The sequence below is a fragment of the Alteromonas sp. AWQ4_252 genome (genome assembly GCF_056158205.1).
The window spans coordinates 1526220-1541675 of sequence record NZ_JBSWSV010000001.1 but is presented as its reverse complement, the minus strand read 5'-3'; the positions used below and the strand labels follow the sequence as shown (position 1 = coordinate 1541675).

18 protein-coding genes and 1 pseudogene are annotated in these 15456 nt (G+C 43.3%); 14 read left to right on the top strand and 5 right to left on the bottom strand.

Annotated features, from left to right (window positions below; genetic code table 11):
* Positions 1 to 493: 493 nt before the first annotated feature.
* A complete protein-coding gene (locus ACXACM_RS06915) occupies positions 494 to 946 on the top strand; it encodes a hypothetical protein (RefSeq protein WP_474820682.1) in 453 nt (150 codons plus the stop codon).
* 109 nt (positions 947 to 1055) lie between these two features.
* Here ACXACM_RS06915 and ACXACM_RS06910 read toward each other — a convergent pair.
* The 3 genes and pseudogenes from ACXACM_RS06910 to ACXACM_RS06900 all read right to left on the bottom strand — a co-directional run bounded on the left by ACXACM_RS06910 (position 1056) and on the right by ACXACM_RS06900 (position 2062).
* Positions 1056 to 1358 (bottom strand): annotated as a pseudogene (locus ACXACM_RS06910) (type II toxin-antitoxin system RelE/ParE family toxin).
* Positions 1355 to 1597, bottom strand: coding sequence for a type II toxin-antitoxin system ParD family antitoxin (locus ACXACM_RS06905; RefSeq protein WP_014978218.1), 243 nt, complete (start codon positions 1595 to 1597; stop codon positions 1355 to 1357). Before ACXACM_RS06905 ends, ACXACM_RS06910 begins: the two are co-directional and overlap by 4 nt.
* Before the next feature lie 288 nt (positions 1598 to 1885).
* Entirely contained in the window at positions 1886 to 2062 is a 177-nt protein-coding gene (locus ACXACM_RS06900; RefSeq protein ID WP_474820681.1) for a hypothetical protein, read from the bottom strand.
* A gap of 2449 nt (positions 2063 to 4511) precedes the next feature.
* Here ACXACM_RS06900 and ACXACM_RS06895 point away from each other — a divergent pair.
* The 6 genes from ACXACM_RS06895 to ACXACM_RS06870 all read left to right on the top strand — a co-directional run bounded on the left by ACXACM_RS06895 (position 4512) and on the right by ACXACM_RS06870 (position 8054).
* Positions 4512 to 4976, top strand: coding sequence for a hypothetical protein (locus tag ACXACM_RS06895; RefSeq protein ID WP_474820680.1), 465 nt, complete (start codon positions 4512 to 4514; stop codon positions 4974 to 4976).
* Between the two features lie 117 nt (positions 4977 to 5093).
* Complete coding sequence (locus tag ACXACM_RS06890) at positions 5094 to 5414, top strand: hypothetical protein (protein ID WP_474820678.1); 321 nt, start codon at positions 5094 to 5096, stop codon at positions 5412 to 5414.
* Positions 5415 to 5931: 517 nt separating this feature from the next.
* Positions 5932 to 6267, top strand: coding sequence for a hypothetical protein (locus ACXACM_RS06885; RefSeq protein WP_474820676.1), 336 nt, complete (start codon positions 5932 to 5934; stop codon positions 6265 to 6267).
* A 138-nt stretch (positions 6268 to 6405) separates the two neighbouring features.
* Positions 6406 to 6756 carry an immunity protein Imm33 domain-containing protein gene (locus ACXACM_RS06880; RefSeq protein ID WP_474820674.1) on the top strand — a complete coding sequence of 117 codons (351 nt, stop codon included), beginning with the start codon at positions 6406 to 6408 and terminating at the stop codon, positions 6754 to 6756.
* A gap of 539 nt (positions 6757 to 7295) precedes the next feature.
* A complete protein-coding gene (locus tag ACXACM_RS06875; protein WP_474820672.1) occupies positions 7296 to 7580 on the top strand; it encodes a hypothetical protein in 285 nt (94 codons plus the stop codon).
* Positions 7581 to 7721: 141 nt separating this feature from the next.
* Entirely contained in the window at positions 7722 to 8054 is a 333-nt protein-coding gene (locus ACXACM_RS06870) for a hypothetical protein (protein ID WP_474820671.1), read from the top strand.
* Positions 8055 to 8158: 104 nt separating this feature from the next.
* Here the strand turns inward: ACXACM_RS06870 and ACXACM_RS06865 are convergent, their stop codons facing one another.
* Both ACXACM_RS06865 and ACXACM_RS06860 read right to left on the bottom strand, forming a co-directional pair.
* On the bottom strand, positions 8159 to 8476 hold the full coding sequence (locus ACXACM_RS06865; RefSeq protein ID WP_474820646.1) for a CcdB family protein: 318 nt from the start codon (positions 8474 to 8476) through the stop codon (positions 8159 to 8161).
* Positions 8476 to 8760, bottom strand: coding sequence for a type II toxin-antitoxin system CcdA family antitoxin (locus ACXACM_RS06860; protein ID WP_474820669.1), 285 nt, complete (start codon positions 8758 to 8760; stop codon positions 8476 to 8478). The genes ACXACM_RS06865 and ACXACM_RS06860 overlap by 1 nt, the downstream gene beginning before the upstream one ends.
* A gap of 149 nt (positions 8761 to 8909) precedes the next feature.
* Here ACXACM_RS06860 and ACXACM_RS06855 point away from each other — a divergent pair, with 149 nt between their 5' ends.
* The 7 genes from ACXACM_RS06855 to ACXACM_RS06825 all read left to right on the top strand — a co-directional run bounded on the left by ACXACM_RS06855 (position 8910) and on the right by ACXACM_RS06825 (position 15432).
* Positions 8910 to 9344 (top strand): hypothetical protein, encoded by a 435-nt coding sequence (locus ACXACM_RS06855; protein WP_474820668.1) that lies wholly within the window; start codon positions 8910 to 8912, stop codon positions 9342 to 9344.
* Between the two features lie 546 nt (positions 9345 to 9890).
* Positions 9891 to 10223 (top strand): energy transducer TonB, encoded by a 333-nt coding sequence (locus ACXACM_RS06850; protein ID WP_474820667.1) that lies wholly within the window; start codon positions 9891 to 9893, stop codon positions 10221 to 10223.
* Between the two features lie 542 nt (positions 10224 to 10765).
* Complete coding sequence (locus ACXACM_RS06845; protein WP_474820665.1) at positions 10766 to 11347, top strand: hypothetical protein; 582 nt, start codon at positions 10766 to 10768, stop codon at positions 11345 to 11347.
* A gap of 1637 nt (positions 11348 to 12984) precedes the next feature.
* Positions 12985 to 13359, top strand: a complete 375-nt coding sequence (locus ACXACM_RS06840; RefSeq protein ID WP_474820664.1) for a hypothetical protein — start codon at positions 12985 to 12987, stop codon at positions 13357 to 13359.
* Positions 13360 to 13474: 115 nt separating this feature from the next.
* Positions 13475 to 13807, top strand: a complete 333-nt coding sequence (locus tag ACXACM_RS06835; RefSeq protein ID WP_474820663.1) for a hypothetical protein — start codon at positions 13475 to 13477, stop codon at positions 13805 to 13807.
* A gap of 685 nt (positions 13808 to 14492) precedes the next feature.
* The gene (locus tag ACXACM_RS06830; protein WP_474820661.1) at positions 14493 to 14900 is read left to right on the top strand and encodes a GNAT family N-acetyltransferase; all 408 of its coding nucleotides are present in this window, start codon (positions 14493 to 14495) and stop codon (positions 14898 to 14900) included.
* A 118-nt stretch (positions 14901 to 15018) separates the two neighbouring features.
* On the top strand, positions 15019 to 15432 hold the full coding sequence (locus tag ACXACM_RS06825) for a hypothetical protein (protein WP_474820660.1): 414 nt from the start codon (positions 15019 to 15021) through the stop codon (positions 15430 to 15432).
* Positions 15433 to 15456: the final 24 nt, after the last annotated feature.

Genomic DNA, 15456 nt, shown 5'->3' with positions numbered 1-15456 from the left:
TTCGCCCACATGTCCGCGCCCCTTATTTGGGCGTTATAAACCATGGCGCAATCTAGGCTTAAACTCGTTTCTAATTCGTCAGTAATATCTCGTTGCTCTTTTCAATTTACAGCATCAGCTCTCAAACATTCTACTGCGTAAACAACCCACTCTTTTCGGCCTCTCTTCGCAGATAATTCAAGAACGGCTACGACCAGGAAAATGAAAGGCCGTTTCCAGTTCTACAGTTGCTGCATCAGTGCTTACTTGTGGCCGCAAATCTCTTTTAATCGCCGCTTAAGCTCAGCATGCGCCATGGCTGGTCATTTAAAACATCGCGAACAAAATCAAAACCGCACTCTTTTTACTTGCAGCTTTATCCATAAATCATTTATAACAAACAAATTAAGTCGCCCACTGCCGTGGGCTGGGACGCAAACATGTGGGCGGCTTCGCCATTTTCGCCCACATGTCCGCGCCCCTTATTTGGGCGTTAGGTTTAAAGGAGTAAAATTTGAAACTCTGGATGTCGTTTTTAGCGCTTATTTGCCCTAGTGTTTTTGCCGCTGGTGATTTAATGTCCACTTATCTCGAATTTGAAAATTCGTACATGAGTAACTCCGTAGAAAAGTACGAACCTTGGCTAGCTAAGCAATATAAGATTGTTCAAACCTTGCATGTTCCTGGCATGGGGTCTGATAGTAGGGAAGTTACGGGAGAGCAAATGCTAGCCGTAATGAAAAGTATGAAACTTGCAAATTCAACGCCACACTCCACGCCTGAAAATACGGAAATTGAAGTTATATCTACAAATAATTTTTGCGCTACATCCACTACGATATCGGAGACAAAAGTTGGCGGTAAAGATTATGAAGAAAAAGAAGTTCGCAATGTTTGCTTTACCAAAAAGTCAGCTAATTATTTAGCAACAAGTCATAAAATCGATGTGTATTATTCAGAGATTTAAACCTAACAAACCGCTGTAGTCGGTCGCAAGCTCCCTGGGACAATAACACGTGGGCTCAGTCGCTTCGCTCCAAATTTTAGCCCACGTGTTATTGCCCCTAAGCGGGGTGTTATGCGCCAAAGCGTACAGGATTTACATCCATACTTTTATGAAGGATTCTTATGATCAGTATTTCCTGACTGCCCGTTTGCTTGTAGTAAATCACATGGCTACCTTGAGGAAATTTTCTGTATCCATCTCTTATTTCGTCTCAGCTTTTACCAATATCAGGATTTTCAGACAACATCCAAAATGAATCGTCGAATTGTTTAAGATATACATTACGCTGTTCTCGGCCCCATTTCCGTTGCGTAAACAATGCTATATCTTTTAGATCTGATTTTGCTAGTACGGTTAATTTAAACGGTTTCACTCTTTTAATTCACCGTCTAGTTCTGATATCAGATGCTCAAGGTCGTATTCAGCTTCACCGCTTTCTTCACCTGCTACAAGTAATTGACGCAGAGTGTTTAATTTGGTTTCCTGTGTTTCTAGCAAGCGAAGAGCTGAACGAATCACCTCACTTGCTGAACCATACCGACCAGTTTGAATTTGGCTAGCAATAAAGCCATCAAAGTGGTCTCCAAGGGTAATGCTGGTGTTTTTAGCCATCTGATTCCTCCAAGTACCAATATATACCTAATTATGGTACTTGCGCGTTGTAAGTCAATAGCGCATAACAATCACATTAAGCCGCTCGCAGGCTCGCTGGGACAGTAACACATGGGCTCTGTCGCTTCGCTCGGATTTTAGCCCATGTGTTACTGCCCCTTATGTGGGTGTTATATTTCAAAGTTGGAGATGAGCTATTTTTCGCAGTTTTAAGGTAATCGCTTGGATTTATATTACGTTTGGTAGCTTTGCTGCGTTGACTGGACTCGGCTATGTACTAGCTGCTACTCATAATGGTGCCGGCAACCCTACAGGTGCTTTGGTGCAGGTTGCATTGTCTATTTGCTTAGTTGTAGCCAGCATATTTTTCCTTAAAAAATCAGCACGCGCACTGTTAGCTTTAAAGCTTCTCACTGCTTTAACTATTGTATTTCTGGTATATACCTCTGCCACATCAGAATTCATATCTGTTCCCGCTAGTATATTTGGCTTACTTTTCTATATTGCACCTCTAGCGGTAATAATGTTTAAACTCTGCTCTTCGAGCGCTAAGCTCTTCGTTGACACAAATGAAATATAACAAGTCAATTAACGCGCTCACTTCGTTCGCTGGGACGCATACACGCGGGGCGGCTGCGCCATTATGCCCCACATGTCTGCGCCCGTTATTGGAAAGTTAGGCGTAAATGGATTTAAACGATGATTATCGAGGCATTATCAGAATTCGGTCTAGGAATAGTGAGGTTCATCAGCTATTGCGTCACTGAGGTCATAGTTGAGATTTTGTGCCGTGGTGCGGGCTACCGTATATGTCGATTGTTTTCTTCCAACGTCAACCGAGAAAGCTTTAGAGTGTTCTTTGTCGGTCTGATATTTTGGGGCGTCATGTTTGCGTTGGTTACAATGTTCTTCAATTCTAGTTCGCAAGCACTGGAAATAGATAAGTGCTTGGACCGTGGCGGAAGCTTTAATTACCAAACCAAGACTTGTCGATATGAATAACATTCAAACTAGGTTGTACAAGCATTACGCATAACAAACCGCTGTAGACGCAAGCGGAGCTTGCTGGGACAAAAATACGTGGGCCGTCCTCGCTTCGCTCGTTATTATAGCCCACGTATTTTTGCCCCTAAGCGGGGTGTTATAAACCATGGCGCAATTTCAGCTTAAACAAATTTTTAAGTAGTCAGTCACTTCACGTATTTCTTCTCAATCAGCAACGTCTGCGCTCAAACATTCGACTACGTAAACAACGTGCTCTTTTCGGCCTTTCTTCGCAGATAATTCAAGAACGGCTACGACCAAGTACGTGAAAGGTTGTTTCCAATTCTACAGTTGCTACACCGTAGGTTGCTCGTCATTCAACCCTCTTTTTAAAGTCGCTTAAGCTCAATGCGCGCCATGGCTGGTTTAAAAAAGCATCACCACGAAAAACAAAACCACGCTCTTTTTACTTGCAGCTTTATCCGCAAATCATTTATAACAAACAAATTAAGTCGCCTGCTGGCGCAGGCTGGGACGCATACACGTGGGCTGCTTCGCATTATAGCCCACGCGCCTGCGCCCCTTATTTAAAAGTTATAAACCATGGCGCAATTTGGGCTTAAACGCTTTTCCAGGTAGTCAGCAAATCCCTGTTCTTCTTTTCAATTCACAGCGGTAATACTCGAACATTAGACTGCGTAAGCAACCCACTCTTTTCGGCCTTTCTTCGCTGACAATTCAAGAACGGCTACGACCAGGTAAGTAAAAGGTTGTTTCCAGTTCTACAGTTGCTGCATCAGTACTTACTTGTGGCCGCAAATCTCTTTCAAACGCCGCTTAAGCTCAGCATGCGCCATGGCCGGTCGTTAAAAACATCGCAAACAAAATCAAAACCGCACTCTTTTTACTTGCAGCTTTATCCATAAATCATTTATAACAAACAAATTAAGTCGCCCGCTGCGCGGGCTGGGACGCAAACATGTGGGCGGCTTCGCCATTTTCGCCCACATGTCCGCGCCCCTTATTTGGGCGTTATAAACCATGGCGCAATTTGGGCTTAAACGCTTTTCCAAGTAGTCAGCAAATCCCTGTTCTTCTTTTCAATTCACAGCGGTAATACTCGAACATTCTACTGCGTAAACAACGTGCTCTTTTCGGCCTTTCTTCGCAGACAATTCAAGAACGGCTACGACCAAGCACGTGAAAGGTTGTTTCCAATTTTACAGTTGCTGCTTCGGTGGCAGCTTGTAGTTACAAACCACTTTTAAACGCCGCTTAAGCTCAGTATGCGCCATGGCTGGTTTTTAAAAACTTCATCAGCAAATTCAAATCCGCACTCTTTTCACTTGCAGCTTTATCCATAAATCATTTATAACAAACAAATTAAGTTCGCCCGCTACGCGGGCTGGGACGCAAACATGTGGGCGGCTTCGCCATTTTCGCCCACACGTCTGCGCCCCTTATTTGGGCGTTATAAACCATGGCGAAATTTGGACTTAAACCCTTTTTTCAGTAGTCAGCAAATCCCTGTTCTTCTTTTCAATTCACAGCGCTAGCACTCGCACATTCTACTGCGTAAACAACGCGCTCTTTTCGGCCTCTCTTCGCAGATAATTCAAGAACGGCTACGACCAAGTACGTGAAAGGTTGTTTCCAGTTCTACAGTTGCTGCTTCGGTGCTTACTTGGGGCCACAAATCTCTTTTAATCGCCGCTCAAGCTCAGCATGCGCCATGGCTGGTCGTTAAAAACATCGCAAACAAAATCAAAACCGTACTCTTTTTACTTGCAGCTTTATCCATAAATCATTTATAACAAACAAATTAAGTCGCCCGCTGCGCGGGCTGGGACGCAAACATGTGGGCGGCTTCGCCATTTTCGCCCACATGTCTGCGCCCCTTATTTGGGCGTTATGCGCCAAGGAGGAAGTTTTGAAAATATTTATCGCACCGATAATGGTTTTGTTTTGCATTGGTTGCGTCACGATTCCAGATACTGAAGAAGAATTGAAAACCAATGCGTACAAAGTAGATAAATATTGCTCTCCTCTCAACTTTACTAGTACGTACAAAGTTGTGGCAAAAAACACAGCCAGATGCCACGCCCAAAATGATGATGCTCTCGTTCCGGTCGCAGGAATGTTTATCCCTTTATCAACACAAGATAATGTAAAAGGTGAGATAACAGTTCCAAATCAAACGGCCAAGATTTTAGTCGAATATAAAAATCCTGTTGAGGGCGGCTTTCTGCAGGCAATAGATATCGAAGCAACTACATCATGTGCAGCAGAAGTATCTGTATTCGTATTGAATGATACAAAAAAGTGGCAAACTGCCAGTGAATCTATTCCAAAGTGGCTAAACGGTGATACTGAAAGTTGTTTTGACCTTTTCTGACGCATAACAAACCACTGTAGTCACTCGCTGGCGCTCGTTGGGACACAAACCCGCAGGCTCCCTTCGCTTCGCTCCGTATTATAGCCTGCGTATTTGTGCCCCTAAGTGGGGCGTTAAATGCCAATGGAAGCTACAAAGACAACATCATTTATAGCTGGTGCATTAATAGTACTCAGCCAAGTCTTTATTGAGTTGTACTCTTTTCCCGGGGGAGTTTTCGCATTTATTTTTTTCTTCTTAATATTTTTTCTAGTCATCGGTAAGCAAATTTTTAGAGAGTATGAGAGACAATTACGAAATAGTAACGAATTTGACAGGTCCTGTTGGAACGATCCAGAAGGTAAACGTTTTGCTGTTCGCCTTATTACGCGTATGTTGTTTTTGATTTTTGGTTGGTTGTCTGTGGCAACTGTGATCGATTTGGTAAATGTCATTTAACAAAAAAATTATGTCGCCCGCCAGGGCGGGCTGGGACACAAACAGGCAGGCGGCTTCGCCATTATCGCCTGCCTGCTTGTGCCCCATATTTAGGTGTTAGGCGTCATTTACTTACAGCATTAAAATGTGGGTTAAACCGTGACATTCCAGCATCAAGGTTGTTTCAATAGGTTGTCTTTACAGCTTGCTTTTCCGGTAGTTTCAACGCGCTTTTTATCAACACCGCAACGCCCACATTTAACATCATCAGTATTCTAAACTCGCTCTTTTATCCAGCAATGTCGTTAACATCTGGCATTTCGCACAGGGTTGTTTTATCTTAAATTCAATAATTTAAACAAGCTGGCTAATTGGCTAGTGGTGGCAGCAAAGCTGCGTACTTTCCTTTGTACGCCTAACAAAACGCTGTTGGCACTCCCTTCGGTCGCTGGGACGCTAACACGTGGGCTGGCTCGCTTCGCTCGGATTTTAGCCCACGTGCTAGCGCCCCAAAGCTTAGCGTTAGGTAAACCAGTACATGGAAATTTTGGTTGCTGTAATTAGCTTACTTGTTTTCGGAGTATTTCTCGCTGTAGCCATAGTGCTATCCAGAATTCCCGTTTTAGGCGACGCTTTAGATTTCTTTGCAGAATTAGCCAGCGGACCTCGCTTTGTATATCTTGCTTGGCCGTTTCTACTATCAAGCTCTTACAGAAAAGAGTTAATTATCGAGCATAAAAATAGAATTAAGTGGTTAGCTTGGGTAGAGTATTTTTTGGCAACAATTGTGTTTCTTGCAATTTGCGCCATTGGGCTTTTAGTCATACATCACAATGTTAATAGGCTCTTGCTACAAGGCGCTTTTTTAGAGTAATTTACCTAACAATCGCATAAACTCGCTCGCAAGCTCGCTGGGACAAAAACACGTAGGCTCCCTTCGCTTCGCTTGGTGTTGTAGCCTACGTGTTTTTGCCCGTTATGCGGGCCGTTATACGCTACAGAAAATTGAGATATGGAAGATTTAAAATTAATACAGGAGCAATGCTGTAGTCACTATGAGGTCAAGCCTGACTTTGTCTTAGATACTCAAATGGTTGTCATTTCCAAAGGAATTTACGAAGGAGTAGTTCCTGTTGAAGGAGTTAGGTATGCATCGCCAACGCATATGAGCGGTTGGTGGCTTACTACAGATGAATATAACGGTGACATCAATAGCCTAAATACAGTGCACTTCAAACATGTTCTTGAGCAGCGGCCCGAATTAGCTATTTATATGGCACTGCCTAAAGGCTATCGCTTTCTGCTGGGTGGTGAATCAGAGCACGTTTGGTTTGACAAGGATGTTGCAAGCGAAAGCGTATAACAAAACACTAAAGGCGCTCGCGCTGCTCGCTGGGACGCTAACACATGGGCTGCGTCACTTCGTTCCTAATTTTCGCCCATGTGTTATCGCCCCTTAGTGGGGTGTTATGCGCCGTAGTTTATTTTTCAAATGTTTGGTCCGGCTATAACTATTCAGGGCAAGGTTGTTTCGCCAGGTTGTATTGGTGTCTGGCAGCGTCAGTTTTCAGAACAGTATTATCAGCCCTTCAACTTTCAACTCAGCAACGCCAGCGTTGTTGCTAAGCGGCTTTCTTTGCTAGTTCATTTCTCAGACGTCCGCTTTATCATCTGGCATTTCGCACAGGGTTGTTTTAGTGTTGTATTTAATTGTTTAATCAGTACGTTTTGGTGACAGGCGCTGGCGGCAAAGCCGCGTAGGGCAGACACCTCGTAACGCATAACAAGCGCATTAACACTCGCTGCGCTCGCTAGGGACAAAAACACGTGGACTCTCGGCGCTTCGCTTAAAATTGTAGCCCACGTGTTTTTGCCCGTTATGCGGGTGTTAGGTTTTCAATTATGCCTATTAAGATATCTGATCATTTAAAAAAAGATGCCAATGGTAAAAGCACAGATGTAGCTTGGCTTTTACCAGACAACTGGCGCTTACCAGATCAGATGAAAGCATTTGATAATTGGTTACAAGAAAATCAAAATTTAGCGCCAGGTGAATATTCGGCAGATATTGGTTTCTGTCCTAGGGAAGATGCTTTCGGTGGCGGTGGCAAAGTGTCAATTAAATCCATGGAAATCATGCTTCGTTTAGGTCTGGAACTTTATTTATCAGAGTATCCAGAGGACTAGGATGTTTAACAACAAACCTAACAAAAAAATTATGTCGCCCGCAGGCGGGCTGGGACACAAACAGGCAGGCGGCTTCGCCATTGTAACCTGCCTGTTTGTGCCCCATATTTAGAAGTTATGTGCTAAAAGGACTCTCGCACTATGAGTTTTAAAAGCTGGAAAATAGGATTTTGGTTTTGCTTTGTTCTTTTACTTTTTTCAAATGGGTATTGGTTCTTGGTTGTGGTTGACCAAGCAGTAACTAATAAATATACATCAATGGAACTCTACTCTCAGGAGGAAGCTGTAACTGAGCTAGGAAAGCTCATCGTTGCTGGAATAGAGTCCAAGTCTAAAAAAGATGTTATTTTCCTTTTACGTCAAGCAAATCCTGACGCATCTATCGTGGACGGCGAGGATGTAATTAGCTATCAAAACATAAGTTTTTACTTTAAAAATGATAAGCTTGTAAGTATTGGTGAGCCACGCACATAACAAACCACTCAAGGCTCTCGCTTCGCTCGCTGGGACGCTAACACATGGGCTGCGTCACTTCGTTCCTAATTTTAGCCCATGTGTTATCGCCCCTTAGTGGGGTGTTATATTCCAGTGATAGCGAAGTCTATTGCATCTATCAGCAGTTCTCTGGATTGCTCCAGCGAACCAATGCGGTCCTTGAGCACGTCTTCGGGTATAGAACTAAGCTGTTGTGCTAGAAATAAGTATGTTGTGCCTTCGAATTCTATTTCCGGCGTCAGCTTGTTCATGTAAAAACTGTTTTTAGAATTACTAGTTGTTAACGGTACAACCAGCCTTGTTGCCAATTGGTCAATTACAGAGTTTTGAACATCAACAAGAAAAGGGTAAGCTTCGCTAGTTTTCTTGCTTGGGTTTCTGTAAACATCAAATTGCGCCATTAGAAGTTCCTGTACTCATCACCTATACAACCGTTCTCAGCAACAAACTCGTTGTATGCAGCTATGGCAGCTTTGTTTTCTTTTTTCCATTTTTCGGCTTCAATACTTTTTAGCTTGTCTCTAAGTGCTTGTTCTAAGGTCGCAGACAGGTTAACTTTTAAAATTCGAGCTTTTTGCAATAGGTCGCTATTTAAGCTTAGATTTGTCGCTTTCTTGGGGGCATGGACGTCATATAAATCTTGCATTTTATCACTCCAACTAATTTTACCACCAAGTATACGCATGCAAATGCGCATTGCAAAGCATGGTTGGAATATAACAATCACATTAAGTCGGTCGCAAGCTCCCTGGGACACAAACATGGCGGCTGTGTCGCTTCGCTCCGATTATAGCCGCCACGTTTGTGCCCCTTATTTGGGTGTTAACTTCCATCATGATTGACATCTTAACAGCCATAGCCTTTCTACTTTTATTGACTTACGTAATGTGTGTGGAATACAAAAATCCACTTTGGAACGAATTTGTTACTAGAAGTACGTACATCCCTGCGGCCAATGGAAACCGGCGCTCAGTTGAAATGGTTTTTTTCTGGAAAAATTGCTCAACCTATAAAGAATCAAATGAAAATGATTACTGGAACTCAATGGCCGTATATTGTCTCGAAGATGGCATCTTAATTAGACGTCCCTTTTTTCTTTTTGCTCGAAAGGCTGTTTTCTTTAAGTGGTCAGAGATTGAAGCCGGAAGCTGTTTCAGGGAATGGATGGCCAAGCGAAGAGAAATTCATATTAAAGACACGCACCTATATTTAAGTATTTCTGAAAAGGTTTACCAACTCGGCCTTGAAATGGTAAAAGATGGAAGTTAACAAACCGCTGTAGCCGGTCGCAAGCTCCCTGGGACAATAACACGTGGGCTCAGTCGCTTCGCTCCAAATTTTAGCCTACGTGTTATTGCCCCTAAGCGGGGCGTTATGCGCCGTAGTTTATTTCTCAAATGTTTGGTGAGGCGTTAGCTTGTCAGGGCAAGGCTGTTTCGCAAGGTTGTATTGGTGTCTGCCGGCGTCAGTTTTCAAAGCTGCATTATCAACGTCCAAGTTTTCAACTCAGCAACGCCAGCACTTGTACTAAGCAGTTTTGTTAGCCGGTTCATTTCTCAGGCGTCCGTTTTATCATCTGGCATTTCGCACAGGGTTGTTTTAGTGTTGTCTTAAACCATTTAATTAATTTGTTGTGTTGGCTGGCGTTGGCGGCAAAGCCGCGTAGGGCAGGCACCTCGCAACGCATAACAAGCGCATTAACACTCGCTGCGCTCGCTGGGGACAAAAACACGTGGGCTCCTGGCGCTTCGCTTGAAATTGTAGCCCACGTGTTTTTGCCCGTTATGCGGGTGTTAGTTCTCTCGAGGAAGATTAATGAAAAAGGAAGTTTTACCCTTTTTAATTTCAGCCTTAGTTGCTGTGTGTGTCTCAACATATTGCTTTGGTAGTGAGGCTGCAACAAACTTAGATAACGAAACAAATAAGGCACTTGAAGGCTGGGTTCGCATGTCTTTTGACATAACTGAATCCGGAACTACTGATAACATAAAAATCTTAGATTCATCGCCATCTGGAAAATTTGATAGCGAAGCGGTCAAAGCACTTTCAAAATGGAAGTACAAGCCCAAGGTCGTTGATGGCATTGCAGTACGGCAAACTGACTTAAAGGTACAACTTGATTTCGTTTTAGAAGACAATGAGAACTAACAAACAACTGTTGGCGCTCACTGCGTTCGCTGGGACACAAACACGTAGGCTCCCTTCGCTTCGCTCCGTATTTTAGCCTACGTATTTGTGCCCCAAAGTTGGGCGTTAGGCGTCATTTACTTACAGCATTAAAATGTGGGTTCGTACGTGACATTTCAGCATCAAGGTTGTTTCGCTAGGTTGTCTTTACGGCTGGCTTTTTCGGTAGTTTCAACGGCTTTAACAACGCGCTTTTTTTCAAAACCGAAACGCCATCATTCAACATCAGCAGCTTTCTAAGCTGGCTCTTTTATCCAGCATTACCCTTAACATCTGGCTTTTCGCACAGGGTTGTTTTATCTTAATTTCAATTATTTAAATACGCGGTCTATTTGGCTAGTGGTGGCAGCAAAGCTGCGTACGTTCCTTTGTACGCCTAACAAAACGCTGTTGGCACTCCCTTCGGTCGCTGGGACGCTAACACGTGGGCTGGCTCGCTTCGCTCGGATTTTAGCCCACGTGCTAGCGCCCCAAAGCTTAGCGTTATATTTCAGGGAAGGGTTATGAGTAGAAAGGATGACTTGAGAACAAAGCTATTACAGCTACGTAAACTGTCTGATAGTGGTGAACATAAAGAGAGCAGCGTTAAAACTGAAATCGCCTTTTTAGAAGACTTATTGGAAAAAGAAGACGAACAAAGCTTAGATGCAATTGACGACTTAATTATACACCTTCCTTCTGAAGAACACGATCCATCGTTGATTGTTCTAAAAGGTCATCTCCTCATAGAGAAATTAATTAGAAGGTTCGTTACTAGTAGGTTAGTTAATCCTGAACCGTTTGAAAAATCACAAATAAACGCATCATCGTGTATTACTATTGCGGAAAGCATGTGCCTATCGAATGAAGAGCCCAAATGGCTTTGGGCACAGATAAAAGAGCTAAATGCAATAAGAAACAAGCTCGCTCATAACCTTCCTAATGAAAGGATAGAACAGCGCATTAATAACTTTGTTTCAACAGTATCTATTCGTGAAAATTTACATAGTAAAACTCTCACAGGTTGCATAGCTAGATTATACGGCATGTTGAAAGGACTTTGTGAAGTGGCTGAATCCAGTGAATTCAGGTTGTACAAGCGATGAAATATAACAAAAAAATTAAGTCGCTCGCGGGCTCGCTGGGACACAAACATGGCGGTTGTGTCGCTTCGCTCCGATTATAACCGCCATGTTTGCGCCCCTTATTTGGGTGTTAGATTCTGTTTAGTTCTTTCGTTTTTCTGTTTGGTTCTTTGTGCGCCTAGCCGCGCTAGGTTGTTTCTTCTGGGGCTAATTCATAATTTAACGGCATCGGTTTTGTCAGCGACAAGCCAACTATCGTCGTTTCAGAAATCGCAAAGCCAACAACCAGGCATTTTGCATTTCTCAGCATCGCTATGTTGTTTCGGCACGAACATCAGTGCCCTTTTGGTTTCAGGCTTTAAAAGCGCTTCTCTGTTCAGCCGCATTTAAAAGTACCAGCCAACGTTTTGCCGTTGTATCAGCATCCCCTTCTCTCCGGCAGCTTTTTCACATCTGGCTTTTCGTATTAGGTTGTTTTAAAGTCAGTTTATGTTTTGAGCTGACCGCATTTTCAAACTAGCGGTGGCAGCAAAGCTGCGTTCGTTTATTTCTCCGGTATCTAACAATCTGCTGTAGCCGCTCGCGGGCTCGCTGGGACACAAACACGGCGGCTGTGTCACTTCGTTCCGATTATAGCCGCCGTGTTTGCGCCCCTAAGCAGGGTGTTATAAACCATGGCGAAATTTGGGCTTGAACGCTTTTTTCAGTCGTCAGTAAATTCACGTTTTATTTTTCAATTTACGGCATCAGTTCTCAAACATTCGACTGCGTAAACAACGCGCTCTTTTCGGCCTCTCTTCGCTGACAATTCAAGAACGGCTACGACCAGGAAAGTGAAAGGCTGTTTCCAGTTCTACAGTTGCTGCATCAGTGCTTAATTTCGGCGGCAAATCTCTTTTTATCGCCGCTTAAGCTCAGCACGCGCCATGGCTGATTTAAAAATGCATCACTACAAAAACTAAAACCACGCTCTTTTTACTTGCAGCTTTAACCGTAAATCATTTATAACAAACAAATTAAGTCGCCCGCTGCGCGGGCTGGGACGCAAACATGTGGGCGGCTTCGCCATTTTCGCCCACATGTCCGCGCCCCTTATTTGGAAGTTAGATTCTGTCGAGTCTTTCGTTTTTTTGTCTGATTCTTGTGTGCCTAGCCGCGCTAGGTTGCTTCTTCTGGGGCTAATTGAGAGTCTGGCGCATCGCTTCTATCTGCGACAAGTCAACGCTGGGTGTTTCATAAATCGCAAAGCCAGCAGCCAGGTATTTTGCATTTCTCAGCATCGCAATGTTGTTTCGGCACGAACATCTGTGCTCTTTTGGTTTCAGGCTTTACAAGCGTTGCGCTGTTTAACATCATCTAAAAAGTAACAGTCAACGGTTTGCCGTCGTATCAGCATCCCCTTCTCTCCGGCAGCTTTTTCACATCTGGCTTTTCGTATTAGGTTGTTTTAAAGTCAGTTATTACTTCGAGTTTGCAGCGTTTTCATACCGGCGGTGGCAGCAAAGCTGCGAACGTTGGTCTCTGCGGCATCTAACAATCGCATTAAATCGCTCGCAAGCTCGCTGGGACGCTAACACGTGGGCTGCGTCACTTCGTTCCTAATTTTAGCCCACGTGTTATCGCCCTTTATGCGGGTGTTATAACTCAAGGATAGTTCGGTGAAATATAAGAACTTCAAGCCACTGGTTCATAATTTTACTCACTCATTTGTGGGTGGCTGTAACTACCTTGATGGTAAATTTATATTCGAAGATCTTTTCGAGTTAGCAGAGCAACGACAAGGTCGAAAGGTAATTGTGCAATGGCTACCTTTTACAGAGCAGCAAGATCCCGAACTTTCAACACGAGTTAAAAGTTCTATAGGTTTTTACTTGGATTGGCTGCCCAAAATGGCCTCAAGTTTGGGCGTAGAATTGGAAAAACTCATCGATTACCGAACTGAAGTCTATGTGACACTTCTTCGTAAGATTTGTGTTAAAGCGATTGCACACGATGATCGTGGAAAAGAATATTCCTACATCGTCAGCTATTGAGTTATAACAAACTGCTGTAGTCGCTCGCAGGCTCGCTGGGACGCAAACACATGGGCTGCGTCGCTTCGCTCCTAAATTTTAGCCCATGTGTTTCCGCCCCTAAGCAGGGTGTTATGTGCTATTAGTAAGTTTTTATATCGAGGGTTTTATGGCTTTAAGGAAAGAAGACTTTTTGACTTCAATTTGGGCGTTTGACAATAGGAAGAAAGTACATCCGTATAAAGGTGAGAGAGGTGCGAAAAAGGGATTTTTCTCAGTAAATTTCACTAACGACACTAACAACTTTAACCCTATGACTGAAGAACAGCTAATAGAAGCCGTTGAAGCTGGTAAATTTAAAGATCGTGGCACAATTAGAATGCTGCCTTTGGATTATAAACCGGGCGATGAGCGAAACGCCTTTGCTCCAGTGTATTTTGATAATAAGCCAGTAAAATCATTCGGTTGACTTTTGTTAGCACATAACAATCACATTAAGTCGCTCGCAGGCTCGCTGGGACAGTAACACGTGGGCTCTGTCGCTTCGCTCGGATTTTAGCCCACGTATTACTGCCCCTTATGTGGGTGTTATGTGGCAAAGGAACATGCAGAGATATAAGGTAAGCCTTAAGCTCAAAAATTCTCAGGGTGACAGAAACTATGAATTTCTGGGTACATGGATTGGGTTTGCAGGAATGCTCTTTGTCATAGGTTGCATATCTTTTTATGAATATCCTAAACCCGCATTAGCAGACACTGTTCCTGTAGTTACTGTCGCTTTTGCATTCTATTGGTTTGCTAGTCAAATTCGCTGGTTAATCATAGTCTTTTGTGTTTTTTCCTTGCTCGCTTCTTGTCTATTTTTAGCTTATTCCATTTTCTCAAATATAGACTGCGCTCAATTAATAAACCCACGCCAACAACTACATTGCGTACAGGACAATCTTTACCCACGGGTAGCTTTTGGTTATCTTCTTAGTTTGTTTTTGGTCAGTTTGTATTACTGTGTAGGTTATTTTAAACGTGCCACATAACAAAAAAATTATGTCGCCCGCAGGCGGGCTGGGACACAAACAGGCAGGCGGCTTCGCCATTATAGCCTGCCTGTTTGTGCCCCATATTTAGGCGTTATAAGCCTTAACCAGAGCTGAGCTATGGAAATTGAAATCTCATCTGATAAAACAAAGCTCGATGTTGAGTTAATTCATCGTTTCTTGTCTCAAGAGTCTTATTGGGCGAAAGACCGCTCCCTAGAAACAGTGGTTAACACTATCCAAAACTCCTTTTGTATTGCAGCTTATTCAAAAGGGCGTCAGGTTGCATTTGCAAGGGTAGTAACAGATTATTGTACTCATGCATACATCATGGACTTCTTTACCTCAGATGGTCTGCGAAATACTGGAATAGGTAGTTCATTGTTAACTGCATTACTTGATGCGCCTGAGTTGACTGCAGTAAAGAAGTTCACTTTAAGTACGGACTCAGCTTCGCAGTTTTATTGTCGGGCGGGTTTTAAACCAGTAGCGAAATCACTATTAGCTTGGGAGCGGGTCGGCTTATAACAAACAAATTAAGTCACTCGCTTCGCTCGCTGGGACACAAACATGGCGGCTGTGTCACTTCGTTCCGATTATAGCCGCCATGTTTACGCCCCTTATTTGGGTGTTAGGTGCTAAAGGAATGTTTGACCTATATGGAATGAAATGGCCTAGATCTTTTGAATTCGTTGCAGTTCAAAGAGCTGTTAGCGAACTTAAGGTTACAATTTTTGCTCTTGGTGTTTTGCTGACGCTTATCATCATTATTCTTGGCCTGCTGCATAAAACTCACTTTAAAGTCTATGCGGCTTTTTCTTTCGCTTTTGCCAACGTTTATCTGCTTTTTTCTAGTTGGGTAGAAGACTATCCCAAATTTGCTTGCTCATGCATCTTTGTCATTAGTTACACAGTAGTAATTATATCGGTCTATCTAACTACACATTCACTAATATTGGTAGGCTTCAGCCTGTATACTGCTTTTAACATTTTTATTTGGCTTTACGCGCTAGCGGTTTCATTAATGGCAGTCCGCCCTTTATTGGCACTACGCACCTAACAAACCGCTGTAGTCGGTCGCAAG